This window comes from Paenibacillus apis, from assembly GCF_018333295.1.
Taxonomy (GTDB): Bacteria; Bacillota; Bacilli; order Paenibacillales; family Paenibacillaceae; genus Fontibacillus; species Fontibacillus antibioticophila.
Genome location: NZ_BORS01000026.1, coordinates 17,216 through 30,688 on the forward strand (window position 1 = coordinate 17,216; position 13,473 = coordinate 30,688).

Genomic DNA, 13,473 nt, shown 5'->3' on the forward strand with positions numbered 1-13,473 from the left:
TGATGGTATAGTAAATAATGGACAGCATAACAAGCTGCACAATGATGGAGTGTGATGAGATAGTGGGAGCTGTAATTACCGTTGTCGGACTGGGCTCAGGTGATCCGGACAAGCTGACGCTGGGAAGCCTGAAGAGGCTGCAGGACGCGGAGGAGAGATATGTACGCACGAAGGATCATCCTGTCGTCCAGTGGCTGGAGGAGACGGGTGTGGCCTTCACATCCTTCGACGATGTCTACGAAGCCAGTGATGACTTCCCTTCGGTCTATGAGGAGATAACCCGGCGCTTGATATCGCTCGCTGGATCAGCACCGGACGGCCGGGAGATTCTATACGCTGTGCCGGGACATCCGATGGTAGCCGAGGCGACGGTCAAATTGCTAAAGGAGCGCTGCCCGGAGGCCGGAATTCCTCTTGAGATCATCGGCGGGGAAAGCTTCCTGGATGCGGCCTTCACAGCACTCGGCTTCGATCCGATTGAAGGCTTTCAATTGCTGGATGCCTCCTCTCTCACAGGAGCAGATGTGGATTCCCGGAGGCATACGTTGATCGGTCAGGTCTATGACGTATTTACCGCTTCTGATGTCAAGCTGAGTCTGATGGAGAGCTATCCGGATGACTACCCGATTATTGTGGGGCATGCTCTTGGCGTCCAGGGAGCCGAACAGGTGCTGCATGTTCCGTTATATGAGCTGGACCGGGTCGAAGGCTATGGCAATCTCTCACTCGTCTATGTGCCTGCCAGCAGCGACGACCAGCTGCGCATTCGCAGCTTCGAGCGTCTGCACGAGATCGTGGCGATTCTCCGCAGTCCGGGCGGCTGTCCTTGGGACCGGGAGCAGACGCATCAATCCCTTCGCAAGAATCTTATCGAAGAGGCTTATGAGGTTCTGGAGACCATTGACGAGGATGATCCCGATCATATGCGGGAGGAACTCGGTGACTTGCTGCTTCAAGTCATGCTTCATGCGCAGATGGAGGAAGAAAGCGGGATGTTCACCGCTTATGACGTGATCCAGACCTTGAATGAGAAGCTGCTGTACCGTCATCCTCATGTATTCGGGGATAAGAGTGCCAAGGATGCTGAAGCCGCATTGGGCAACTGGGAGGCCATGAAGGCGGAAGAGAAGCGCCGGAAGGGGATTGATCCGGAGCAATTATCTGTGCTAAGCGGAGTGCCGCGCGACCTTCCTGCGTTGATGAAGGCGTACAAGCTTCAGAAGAAGGCAGCCAAGGTGGGCTTCGATTGGGATTCGATGGACGGGATCTGGGCCAAGATCGAGGAGGAAATCTCCGAATTCAGGGCCGCCGTTGAAACCGGATTGGATGCCCAGGAACAGACGCTGGAGCTGGGCGACCTTCTATTCTCCGTAGTCAATGCAGCCCGCCGGATTGGAGCTGATCCGGAGGAAGCCTTGTCCATGACGAATGCGAAATTTGTCAGACGCTTCAGCTATGTGGAAGAACAGCTTCGGGGGGCAGGCAAGCGCCCGGAAGACGCTACGTTGAAGGAAATGGACATCTTGTGGGACCAGGCGAAGGAGCTTGAAAGAGCCGCCAAGGAATACAAAAATCGCTAAAAAACGGCTTTTTTTTGGAAATTTCAAAAAAAAGTTGCCCTTCGGGCAGGATTTTCTGTTTCAAGACAGAATAATCATACAAAGATATCCATACGGCTATGAGCCACAGGGGCTAGGCCGTAAGTATCCATCTATTTCTTTAATTATTGGGAGGCATTATTAATGAACAAAACAGATCTGATCAACAACATTTCCAGCAAAAGCGGTTTGACTAAAAAAGACGTTGAGACCGTATTGAACGGTGTTCTCGGCGAAATCACCGATGCACTTGCAGGTGGCGACAAGGTTCAACTGATCGGTTTCGGAACTTTCGAAACTCGCAAACGTTCCGGTCGTACAGGCCGCAACCCGCAAACAGGTAAAACAATCGAGATTCCTGCTTCGAACGTACCTGCTTTCAAAGCGGGCAACAAGCTTAAAGAAGCTGTAAAATAATGCGTCTTGATAAATTCCTGAAGGTGTCCCGGTTAATTAAGCGGCGTACCGTAGCGAAGGATGTCTCCGAGCAAGGAAGAGTCCTCGTCAACGGGCGTGAATCCAAACCGAGTTCTGCTGTTAAGGTTGGCGATGAGATTACCGTTCAATTCGGCCAAAAGCTGGTTACGGTACGCGTCGAGCGTCTGGCAGAGACCACTCGCAAGGACGAGGCTGCAACCATGTATACCTTGGTCAAGGAAGAGCCGATCTCCAAGGATTCCGGCTTCGACTGGAATTAGGCGGGCGGCATGAGAGCATGTTCCAATGATTTGGGACATGCTCTTTTTTTTATCCGGAATCCGGCAGAACAGGTTCAGCGGCGGTTCTAAAGAAGAAGTCCCTCCCATAAGCTAGTGTTAAGAAGGAGGGGTACATGCCATGGTCGAACAGGGAAAGGGAAAACGTCAGGAGCTGCATTTACTGAACAGGAAGCTGCTGGAAATCTCGGGAGTCCTGAACGTGGAGAGCTTTGACAGCGAGGAATTTTTGCTTCAAACGGAGCTGGGGCATTTAACGATTCGCGGTCATAATTTACATATCAAGAATCTGAATCTGGAGCAAGGCCTTGTCAGCATCGAAGGTCAGGTTAACTCCTTGTCCTATCTGGAGCCGGGCGCTAATCCGTCAGGCAAGGGCTTCCTTGGCAAGCTCTTCCGATGAACCTGCAGACACAATGGTTGACCCTGGTATGGATGCTGGCTTCCGGAACGCTCATGGGGATTGCCTTTGACAGCTACCGCGTAGTATCGGGTCAGCTTCGCTTTCCTCGCTGGAGTGTACATCTGCTCGATTTGTTTTATTGGATGGCCTCCGCGCTGTTTGTGTTCCGGATGCTGTACCATGTGAATCACGGAGAGCTCCGTTTTTATGTGTTTTTAGGACTATTTCTAGGAGTATGGATTCATTTTTTGTTTCTGAGTGTTTTGACCGAGCGTTTTGTGGTAAATTTAATTCGTATAGTCCAGAGGATATATAGATTTAGTGTCAGACTGATTTATTTGATCCTCGTTGTTCCGATCAAGTGGCTTTGGAAGGGTTTTAGACTCTTGCTCGGATTTCTCTGGATTCTAATCATTTTTCTGGGAAGAGTTACGCTGTTCCCAATTTGGAAACTGCTTGCCTGGGCTTTCCGTCCTATCTTAAATGCGCTGCATATACCGGACAGGCTTCGCATGTCAAGGGAATATGTGGTAAAATTATGGAGACAATGGCGTGGCAAGGATCAAGAGTGAATAAAGGAGGTGGGCCCGGTGAGGGAGAACACGACAGTCAATTCCAAGAAACAAGCTCCCGTTAAGTCAGCCGGCGCTCGTCGACGTATCCGTTTGTGGATGACCTTTATGGCGCTCTTTATCGGTTGGGCAGGCTATACTTATATGGATCAATCCGGCGAGATTGGCGTCAAAGCCAGTCAATTAGCGGAACGGATGACGGTAAAATCAGAAAATGAACAAGTGCTTGTTCAATTAAAATATGAGCTTAACCGGCTCAAGGACCCCGAATATATCGGCCAGATAGCAATGAAGAAATATGGACTTTATAAACCTGGTGAAATTCCGGTGCGAATCTCCGGACAAAATGGGGGAAATGATTGACTCCAAGCGGGATATACGGCTGTTGACCTTGTTTCAGTCATTATGTATAATCAAATCACCGCAGTCATGATTTCGTGGCCTTGCTGTATATTTTTAAGGGAGGATCATTTTATTTTATGTCAATAGAAGTGGGCACCAAGTTAGAGGGAAAAGTGACAGGCATCACGCATTTCGGAGCATTTGTGGATCTGTCAGGAGGTGTCACGGGTCTCGTTCATATTTCAGAGATCGCTGACAATTACGTAAAGGATGTCAATGATCATCTGAAGATTGGCGATATGGTTACGGTGAAGGTAATCAATGTCGACAAGGACGGCAAGATCGGACTTTCCATTAAGCAAGCCGTTGATAAGCCGGTAGAGGCTAGACCGCCTCGTGCGCCGCGCAGCGACCGTCCAAGTGGTGGTGGCCGTGATGGTGACCGTCCGGGTGGAGGATTTAACCGGGATCGCGGAGGACGTCCTTTCAAGCCGCAAGCGAACAAAGCTTCTTTTGAAGATAAAGTTTCCCGTTTCCTTAAGGACAGCGAGGAACGTATCTCGTCGTTGAAGAAGAACACGGAAGGCAAACGCGGAGGACGCGGAGCCAAACGCATGTAAATTCATGATAAAGAACTACCGCAGGCAGTTATGCCTGCGGTTTTTTGCGTGCTTCGCGACATCAACAAGCTATAATTTTCACATAAAAACTTATTTTGTCGTCTTCTTGCCGGAGCCGACAGGTTCCAACGCAATCCATGGTAATCCACAAGGAATATGACAAGCAAACGGGCTTTCCTATCCAAGTGTTATTACGAACATAAGCACGCTTCGTATCGTGCAGCTGTATGAGAGGCATGGGTTCGCGATGTTTCGTAGCCCGCTCTCAATTTGTCGGAAATTTCTAAGGCTTGTACTCCGGCAAATGACAAACTTTCCGCCTGACCGCTCCTATAATGGGACATACCTTACTAAAAGTGCATGTTCAAAGATGATTTTTTGAACAACCTTTAAAAACGTAAAAGGCGGTGCCAGGAGATGGACAAATGGAATGTCATCCCGTTCCCCGGGTTGAAGAAGGCGAAAGAGCAGGCAGGAGCGTTTTACTGGAACAAGTGGAGGCAGATCCCGGTTATAAACAAGCTCAGCCGGCTGTTTGCTGCAAACAAATGGAACGGCTTGTTCCTCTTGATGAGCTTCCTGCTCGGCAAGGCGACGATCCTGGACGAGCTGTCTCCCTTTGCTATTGCTTTTTTTGCAGTCATGATGTTTATGCGGCGCGATATCGCTGTAATGACGGGAGCAGTTATGACGGTCGGCGCTATGGCTGTCTCCGGTCATCACGCTACCGTGATTGCGGCGGAGCTGCTTGTATTTTACTTAATTCATCGCGGCATGGAGTCCTTTGAAAGGGCCGAGGTATCTTATGCTCCGATGATGGTATTTACAAGCGCCTTTCTTGTGCTTCTGTTTGAGGCGGTAATCGGCCCTTCGTTATCATGGTATGCCCTGATGATTACAGTGATGGATTCGGTACTCAGCTTTGTACTCGCCTTGGTCTTCATTCAGGCCATTCCGGTCTTTACGTATCGAAAGCGCAATCACCAGCTGCGAACGGAGGAGATCATTTGCCTCGTGATCTTGTTGGCGTCAGTGATGACCGGATCGGTCGGGTGGGAAATATCCGGACTCTCCCTTGAGCATATGCTGACTCGTTATTTGATTCTGTTGTTCGCCATGGTGGGCGGAGCAACGCTGGGGGCTTCAGTAGGGGTTATTACCGGCTTGATTTTAAGTCTGGCTGATACCGCAGCACTCTATCAAATGAGTCTTTTGGCTTTCTCCGGAATGCTTGCGGGAATGCTGCGCGAGGGCAGGAAGTGGGCTGTCGGTCTGGGGATGCTGTTAGGCTCCTCGATTCTGTCGATCTATCTGAACGGGCCTGATGAAGTGATGGCCTCGACCTGGGAGACCTGTGTCGCGGTGCTGTTCTTTATGGTGACACCGAAGAGTGTGATCAGTTCTATCGCCAAGTACATTCCCGGAACCCAGGATCATACGAAAAGCCAGCATGAGTATGCCAAGCGGATGCGGGAGGTTACGGCCGGCCGGGTTACTCAATTTTCAGAGGTCTTCAAGCAGCTGTCGCGCAGCTTCGGCCAGATGGCCAGCTCGGGTGAGATCGCCAAGCGCAGCGAAGAGGTCGACCATTTTATGACGGCGGTTACCGAGGGTGCTTGTTCCACCTGCTTCCGTAGAAAAACCTGCTGGGACGGGAATTTCTATCAAACTTATAAGCTTATGACGGAGATGATGTCGGCGGTGGAGGAAAACCCCGGCATTACCAAAGAGCAGCTGCCTGCCAGATGGAACCGATTGTGCACCAAGAGCGAGCAGGTGCTCGGTGTCATGAAGCGTGAATACAGCTTGTATGAACATGATATGCACTGGAAACGGCAAATATACGATAGCCGTTTGCTTGTCGCGGAGCAATTATCAGGAGTATCGCAGGTCATGGAGGATCTGGCCAAGGAGATTCAACGCGAAGGGCAAGCGATGTACAAGCAAGAGGAGCAGATTCGGGAGGCGCTGGAGAAGATGGGGCTTTCCATTCATAGCATCGATATCGTGAATCTGGATCACGGAAATGTTGAAATCGAGATTGTCCATGCCTATACCCGGGGATTCGATGAATGCCGCAAAATGATCGCCCCCTTGCTTTCGGATATTTTGGAGGAGCACATTGCTGTCATAGGCGAGACGATGCATGGAGGCAGGGAGGGTCTAGCCACCGTAACGTTTGGATCAGCCAAATCCTATGAGATCACGACCGGTGTAGCGGGTACGGCGAAGGGTGGAGATCTGCTGTCCGGCGATAGCGTCAGTACGGTTGAACTGGGCAACGGAACTTACGCGGTAGCGCTCAGTGACGGGATGGGAAATGGCGAGCGGGCCAGACAGGAGAGCAGCACGGCCTTGAGCATTCTTGAGCAGTTGCTCCAGTCTGGAATGGACGAGACACTCGCGATCAAGTCCGTTAATTCGGTTCTGATGCTTCGTTCCCCGGATGAAATCTATGCTACGGTCGATATGGCGCTGATTGACGAATACTCGGCCCGGACTACTTTTCTGAAAATAGGCTCGTCTCCCAGCTTTATTAAACGAGGGCAGGAGGTCATTCCGGTCATGGCCAGCAATCTGCCGATAGGGATTGTACAGGAAATCGAGATTGACTTGGTAACCGTACAGCTGTATCCCGGCGATACGCTGGTGATGATGACGGACGGCATCTATGATGCTCCCGGATACGCCGTGAATAAAGAGCTGTGGATCAAGCGCCTCATTCAGGAGATTCAATCGGAGGATCCCCAAGAGATTGCCGATTGCTTGTTGGAGGCTGTGATCCGTTATCAGAGTAATGTGATTCAGGATGATATGACGGTAGCGGTAGCTCGAATTGATCATTATTTACCGCAATGGTCCACGTTGCATATTCCGGGTGTTACCCGTCTGGAGCGTCCAAGAACTGTAAGTTAGGTACATGGTTGAGGGTATTGCAAGGTGATAGGTCGAATGGCACAGGAAATATGTAGCTAAAATAGGGAAAATTTCATAGATTTCATGACATAAACATGTTAAAATTAATTTTGTTAATTTGAAGGAAAGTAAAATTACTCATATAATTGCATATTTATTAGTGCGAGTTCAAAAAAACCGGCTTTTCAGCACCTTTTTGAACAACCTCTATTCGGCAAAACTATCGAAAGGTAGTGACGCAAAGCTATAGGGACTACTTCCTCCAATCTGTAGAGGAAATGTCAGCCAGTTGCCCATATTTCTTTGGTAACCTATAGTGCAGCAGTCTGTGCATTTTAATAGGTTGCTTTTTTTTGTCTATTCACAGATCAATTCTACAAAGAAACAGGAGTGAAGTTGAAGTGGGTATCTTATTGATGGATCGGATCATTCGGGATTATTGGCTGTATGATTTGCAACCCCCGATGTCCGGGCTGGATTTGTACACGGATTACCCTCGAGATGATTCCAGAAGGGATATGCAGCAAATCCAATATCCGCTTGAACTCGATCAAACATATCTTTCCAGAGAATTAAAGACGTTTGACAGCAGACTCTGGATGCTCGCTTGTTACTATATATTTTTGTACCGAATGAGCGGCAAAGCATGGCGGATTGTCGGTGTAAAGCATGAGAAGGGTTATGTCCTTCCTCTGCGAATCCGGTGCGATGCCTCGATGAGCTTCATGGAATTGTACCAGTCGCTGCTTAATAAGCAAGAGGCGCTAGATTTTGCGGCCCTTCCACTGGAGGAAATTGAAGAAGCGGTTGGCTGCACCGGATTGGTCCATACGATCTTCGGCAGGGACCACACCTGCCAGTCCAGTTGTCTGAACTGGGATGTGGAGCCCCTGAATGGAGGAGAGTGGACGCTGCAGGTTTCTTATCGGAAGCAGCTCTTCAAGCCGAGCACCATCCACAGATTTGCTTCCTTTTTCGGATGTATTGTCAAGGCCGCAATGTATGATTCCAGGGTAACTATTGGAGCGATCCCGTTAGTCATCGAAGAAGAGATGGAATGTAAGGGGCAGGTTCAGCGGGTCAGAAACTCGGAAGCTCAAATGATCGGGCTGACAGAGAACCCCGCTGAATTCGGCAGTCCGGTGATGCGCAAAAGAGCGGCAAGCTGCAAACAGAAATATATCCTGCTGACCGGGGCAACGGGTTATCTGGGCGCTTCGGTATTGCGTGAGTTGCTCAGAACTACCCAGGCCAAGATTTATTGCCTTGTCCGATCTGAAGAAGACGATGATCCGTATGCAAGAATTGCAAGGGTTATGATGCAGTTTTTCGGCGCAGATATCATATCGGAGCTGCTCGGGAGAGTGATTGCCGTCAAGGGAGATTTGGAACGGCCGCAGCTGGGCTTGAACAGCTGTCTGACGGAGCGTGTGTCGATGCGGATCGATTCCATGATCATTTGCGGCATTCAGGAGTGCTATGCGGATGATCCCGAGTATTACAACCGGGTGAATGTTACTAGCACAGAGCATCTGCTATCCTGGGCTCGCGGAAGAAATGTCCGGGTTCACTACCTGTCCTCGATGGGTGTGCCCGAAGGGTTGGCGGAACGAGAATTGACTACAGGTATGCATGAAGCGGGCCAGACCAAGAGCACAAAGCTGGACCATCCTTATTATGACAGCCAGCTTCGGGCAGAGCGCATGTTAATTGAAGCTTGCGAGCAGGAGGAAATCGCTGTTACGATTTATCGGCTCGGCCACTTATCGGGGGATGCCGAGACGGGCGCATTTCCGCAAAACGTGAATAACAGCCTCCTGTACAGAATGCTGCGAATGATTATTGTACAGGGCAAGGCCCCGGAGCTTGATCATCTGTTGGATCTGACTCCGGTAAGCTATGCGGCTCGGGCCATTACTGCTTTGGCTATGCGGCGGGACACGGCGGGCCATCTGTTTCACCTGTGTAATCCGGTTCAGATATCGATGATAGAACTCGTAGAAAGCTTGAGAAGCTGCGGATATCCTATTGAGGTGCTGTCTGATTCCGATTACGAGAGCTGGCTGCTAGAGTGCAGTCAGGTAGACAGCTCTCATCAATGGGGCGGAGATTTACTGCACTTTGAATGGGAGGAGCTTCGCCGTGAGCCTTTCCGGTACAGCTGTATACATACGCAGGAGTTTCTGGAAGAGAGCAAGGTAGAATGCCCTGTGCCAAATGCGAATTACCTAAGACTCATGATCAAGTATGGCGTGGATGCAGGGTACTTCCCTGTAAGCAAATTGTACAAAAGTTAACTTTATCAGCTTACGCTGAGGCAACGTCTTCTTACAGTTCATGGATCGTTTTAATTGTCCTACTGTTTGCTTCGACCCGTTTGAAATGTCTACGAAATGGAAATGATAGAAAAGAGAATTATAGAGTCATTTCAAATGAAGGCGGGGATTGCAATGAAGCAAATTATGCTGATTACGGATGGTTGTTCCAATGTCGGAGAGAGCCCGGTGATGGCGGCTGCGCTGGCCAGGCAAGAGGGGATTACGGTGAACGTAGTAGGCATTGTCGATTATGGAACGATCGGTGAGCTTGGAAGTGTGGAGATTGAGGAGATCGCTCGAGCCGGAGGCGGAATGAGCCGAATGTCCGGCACTCGGCAGCTGGCTCAGACCATGCAGATGATGACGCGGAAGACGGTGGTTCAGACCATTCAGCATGCGGTTAATAAGGAGCTAAGACAGATTCTGGGACAGACGGACACAGCCGTTGAGGACCTGCCTCCGGACACTCGTTCCCAGGTGGTGGAGGTCATTGACGAGCTTAGTGAGACCAGTGCGCTTGAGGTGGTGCTGCTTATTGATGCCAGTGCAAGCATGAGACCAAAGCTCGCAGCCGTCGAGGAGGCGATCCGGGATATGATGCTTAGCCTCGGGGCGAGGCAGGGAACGAGCCGGATTGCGGTGTTTCATTTTCCTGGGGCGCACAGCGGGGAAGAAGCGGTTATGGATATGGACTGGACCACGGAGCTCACAGGAGCGCGCTCGATCTTCCAGAAGCTAACGATGCGGGGAGCAACTCCGACAGGGCCTGCCATTCTCAAGGTGATGGAATTCTTTCGGTATGGTACACTGGAAGGACATGGTTCCAGTAACTGGCTGAAGGAGCCAGACAGAGGAGAAGGGATGCTCGGTGACTACGTCGTCTAAATGGAATCTGGCGCAAGGGACAGTGGTTACCGGGCGCTGGAAGGGCGGCAAATATGTGGTTCAACGGCTGTTGGGCCAAGGCGCAAATGGGATCGTCTATTTGGTCAAACACACGGGAAGCGCACGCCTCTATGCGATGAAGCTGGGCTTTGATACACTGGATCTGCAGTCGGAGATCAATGTATTGAAGGCGGTTCAACGCACGCGCCTCCGCGGGCTCGGGGAGAATCGGAACGCTCCATATTTAGTAGAAGTGGATGACTACACTCACCATGGGAGGGAGATCCCCTTCTATGTGATGCGTTATGTCAAGGGCGAGGCTCTGCGTACGTTCCTTGCGCACAAAGGCGGACAGTGGCTTCATGTTGCCGGGCTTCATCTCCTGCAGCAGCTTCGCACACTTCATGAGGCGGGCTGGGCCTTCGGGGATCTGAAGCCGGAGAATGTGATGGTATCTCCATCCGGTGAGGTGGAGTTGATCGACTATGGGGGCGTCAGTGCGGTCGGAAAAAGCATTAAACAATATACGGAATGGTATGACCGTGGGTTCTGGAATGCGGGGAGCCGTACGGCGGAACCATCTTATGACTGGTTTTCATTTGCCGTCGTATGCATTCATCTGCTGGCGGAGGGACCACTGAAGCGTGCGGCTCAGCAGCTGCCTCAGACGCGGAGCAGAAACGATCTGCTGCTGATCGTCCAATCGGATGAGGCGCTCAGCCCCTTCCGCTCCTGGCTTGAGCTTGCCCTGCGCGGTGATTTCCGCGATACGCTGCATGCCTGCCAGGCATGGAAGAAGCTCGTAACCGGTCCATACATCGCACGAAGAGTAAGCGCCAAGACGCCGGGCTGGATGATCGGAGCGTTTGCGCTGTCCCTCACCTTGCTTGGCTGTGCGATTTACCTAAGCCTTAGATTTTAGACGGCATATAAAGAACAGATACTATTAAAGGTTGTTCAAAAAGTCATCTTTTGATCACGAAGTATTAAAAAAAGGGGGCGAACAGCTTGACTCACCCAGCGCTATATCGGCTGGTCCGCGAGGTTCGCCAAATCGGGCTTGAGCATAAGCTATGGTCTCCGGGCGATGTGATTATCACCGCCGTATCCGGTGGACCGGATTCCACAATCCTGCTGCATATATTAAATGAAATTTCGCATGATCCGGATATGAAGTTATCTTTGGTGTGTGCTCATGTGAATCATGGCTTTCGGGGTCAGGAATCTGATGAAGAGGCCGAGTTTGTACGGAGATTGGCTGAGGAGCTGAACATTCCGTTCGAGCTCGGCGTTTTTGACGTTCCTGCCTACATGAAGGAATCAGGCAAGGGCGGCCAGGAGGCTGCCCGGGAGAAGCGGTATGCGTTCCTACATCAGGTTGCCGATAAGTACCGCGCGCAGGCCATTGCTCTGGCCCATCACGGGGATGACCAGGCCGAGACCGTTATAATGCGTCTGCTGCGGGGCAGTGGTCCCTCAGGGATCAGCGGAATGAGAATGAAGCGGAAAGAAAAAAAAGTGGAACTGATCCGGCCTCTGCTTCGTATGAACAAAAACACCCTGGTGCAAGCCTGCGACCAGGCCAAAATTCCGTATGTGATCGACAGCTCGAACCTGCTGCCCAAGTATATGAGGAACGAAATTCGGATGGATGTACTCCCTTTTTTAGGGCAATATAATGAGCAGTTATCCCATTCCTTAAATCGTTTGTCCGAGATTATGGCAGAGGAAGATGATTATCTTCAATCGGAGGCTGAGCGGATTTACCGGCAAATCGTGAGCTGCGGAAAGGAAGAAACGATGGTTCGGGCACAGGATGTGGCAGGCCTACATCTTGCTTTACAACGGAGGTTGATTAAACTAATATTAAATTATCTGCCTTTGGGCACGGATGACGGCGATTTTGCCAGAATTGAAGCGATTCGGAAAGGGACCGTTCAAAGTCAGCCCACAACCTGGACTCTGGATTTGGGCGGCGGTGTCCGCTGCATTCGCGAATATGATCTCATCCGTTTTGTATCTGCCCGAGCGGAAAGTGCAATTCCTCATTATACATATGTTGTGGAATGTTTTCCGGCGGAAGTGTCTGTCATGGACACGGGGCATATCGTACATTTTACCCGGCATGAGGCTGGAGCCAGTCTGTCGGAGATGCTGCCGGAAGGCAAAGATGAGGCAGTATTCGATGCGGATGGCCTGGAGTACCCGCTGACGGTTCGCTCCCGGCTTGCAGGAGACAGCATGAAGGTATTCGGGATGAATGGAAGCAAGAAAGTGAAGGATATCTTTATCGATGAGAAAGTTCCTCCCTCTCTTCGTTCCCGAATTCCAATGATTGCAGATGCTGCAGGACGGATTGTATGGATTCCCGGGGTTCGCCGCTCATCGGTTGCAGTGGTGAACGAGCGTACGTCCTCCCTTCTCCGAATGAGAATGGAACGGGATTAATTCATTCGCCTGGAGATTACCCCAGGATTTGCATTCATAGTATAACGTAGGAGGTTTATTTACTTTGCAGAACGACATTATGGAAGTACTGATTACCCGCGAACAGATTCAGGATAAGGTCGTAGAGCTTGGGCGCCAGCTGAGTGAAGAATATGCAGACCGAAACCCGCTGGTGATTTGTATCCTGAAGGGCGCGTTTATTTTCATGGCTGATCTGATCAAGGAGATCACGGTTCCGATCGAAATTGATTTTATGGCCGTATCAAGCTATGGAGCATCTACCCGTTCTTCGGGCGAGGTCAAGATTATCAAGGACCTGGATAATTCCGTAGAGGGAAGAGACATTCTAATTGTGGAAGACATTATTGATAGCGGACTGACCCTGAGCTACCTGGTTGATGTTCTGGAACGCCGGAAGGTCAACTCGGTCAAGATCGTCACCTTGTTCGATAAACCGAGCGGCCGTACCGTTGATCTGGAGGCCGATCTGGCCGGATTTATCATGCCGGATGCCTTTATTGTCGGGTATGGTCTCGATTATGCTGAGAAGTACCGCAACCTCCCGTTTGTCGGGGTTCTGAAGCCCGAAGTATACACTCACCAGTAAGAAATTCGGGTGTGCGAAGCTAGGCTGCCTAAGTTTTTTGAAATGGCA

Annotated in this window: 13 protein-coding genes and 1 riboswitch; all 13 genes read left to right on the forward strand. The window is 50.6% G+C overall.

Annotated elements, in window-relative coordinates:
• The first annotated feature begins 62 nt into the window (after window positions 1–62).
• On the forward strand, window positions 63–1,580 hold the full coding sequence (gene mazG, locus KI362_RS23840) for a nucleoside triphosphate pyrophosphohydrolase (protein ID WP_301630789.1): 1,518 nt from the start codon (window positions 63–65) through the stop codon (window positions 1,578–1,580).
• Window positions 1,581–1,742: 162 nt separating this feature from the next.
• Window positions 1,743–2,015, forward strand: a complete 273-nt coding sequence (locus tag KI362_RS23845; protein WP_044482598.1) for an HU family DNA-binding protein — start codon at window positions 1,743–1,745, stop codon at window positions 2,013–2,015.
• Complete coding sequence (locus KI362_RS23850; RefSeq protein WP_301630790.1) at window positions 2,015–2,296, forward strand: RNA-binding S4 domain-containing protein; 282 nt, start codon at window positions 2,015–2,017, stop codon at window positions 2,294–2,296. Before KI362_RS23845 ends, KI362_RS23850 begins: the two co-directional genes overlap by 1 nt.
• 139 nt (window positions 2,297–2,435) lie before the next feature.
• The gene (gene yabP, locus KI362_RS23855; protein ID WP_044482596.1) at window positions 2,436–2,717 is read left to right on the forward strand and encodes a sporulation protein YabP; all 282 of its coding nucleotides are present in this window, start codon (window positions 2,436–2,438) and stop codon (window positions 2,715–2,717) included.
• Entirely contained in the window at window positions 2,714–3,289 is a 576-nt protein-coding gene (yabQ, locus tag KI362_RS23860) for a spore cortex biosynthesis protein YabQ (protein WP_301630791.1), read from the forward strand. The genes yabP and yabQ overlap by 4 nt, the downstream gene beginning before the upstream one ends.
• A gap of 18 nt (window positions 3,290–3,307) precedes the next feature.
• Window positions 3,308–3,652, forward strand: coding sequence for an FtsB family cell division protein (locus tag KI362_RS23865; protein WP_044482594.1), 345 nt, complete (start codon window positions 3,308–3,310; stop codon window positions 3,650–3,652).
• 116 nt (window positions 3,653–3,768) lie between these two features.
• Window positions 3,769–4,251: a S1 domain-containing RNA-binding protein gene (locus KI362_RS23870; RefSeq protein WP_044482593.1), complete on the forward strand. Its 483-nt coding sequence runs from the start codon at window positions 3,769–3,771 to the stop codon at window positions 4,249–4,251.
• Between the two features lie 417 nt (window positions 4,252–4,668).
• A complete protein-coding gene (gene spoIIE, locus KI362_RS23875; protein WP_301630792.1) occupies window positions 4,669–7,167 on the forward strand; it encodes a stage II sporulation protein E in 2,499 nt (832 codons plus the stop codon).
• Window positions 7,168–7,370: 203 nt separating this feature from the next.
• A riboswitch (cyclic di-GMP riboswitch) is annotated at window positions 7,371–7,464 on the forward strand.
• 119 nt (window positions 7,465–7,583) lie between these two features.
• On the forward strand, window positions 7,584–9,464 hold the full coding sequence (locus tag KI362_RS23880; RefSeq protein ID WP_301630793.1) for an SDR family oxidoreductase: 1,881 nt from the start codon (window positions 7,584–7,586) through the stop codon (window positions 9,462–9,464).
• Between the two features lie 153 nt (window positions 9,465–9,617).
• On the forward strand, window positions 9,618–10,370 hold the full coding sequence (locus tag KI362_RS23885) for a vWA domain-containing protein (protein WP_374705711.1): 753 nt from the start codon (window positions 9,618–9,620) through the stop codon (window positions 10,368–10,370).
• Window positions 10,354–11,292, forward strand: coding sequence for a serine/threonine protein kinase (locus KI362_RS23890; RefSeq protein ID WP_301630795.1), 939 nt, complete (start codon window positions 10,354–10,356; stop codon window positions 11,290–11,292). The genes KI362_RS23885 and KI362_RS23890 overlap by 17 nt, the downstream gene beginning before the upstream one ends.
• A gap of 86 nt (window positions 11,293–11,378) precedes the next feature.
• On the forward strand, window positions 11,379–12,818 hold the full coding sequence (gene tilS / locus KI362_RS23895) for a tRNA lysidine(34) synthetase TilS (protein ID WP_301630796.1): 1,440 nt from the start codon (window positions 11,379–11,381) through the stop codon (window positions 12,816–12,818).
• Between the two features lie 64 nt (window positions 12,819–12,882).
• Window positions 12,883–13,425 (forward strand): hypoxanthine phosphoribosyltransferase, encoded by a 543-nt coding sequence (gene hpt, locus KI362_RS23900; protein ID WP_301630797.1) that lies wholly within the window; start codon window positions 12,883–12,885, stop codon window positions 13,423–13,425.
• Window positions 13,426–13,473 lie beyond the last annotated feature (48 nt).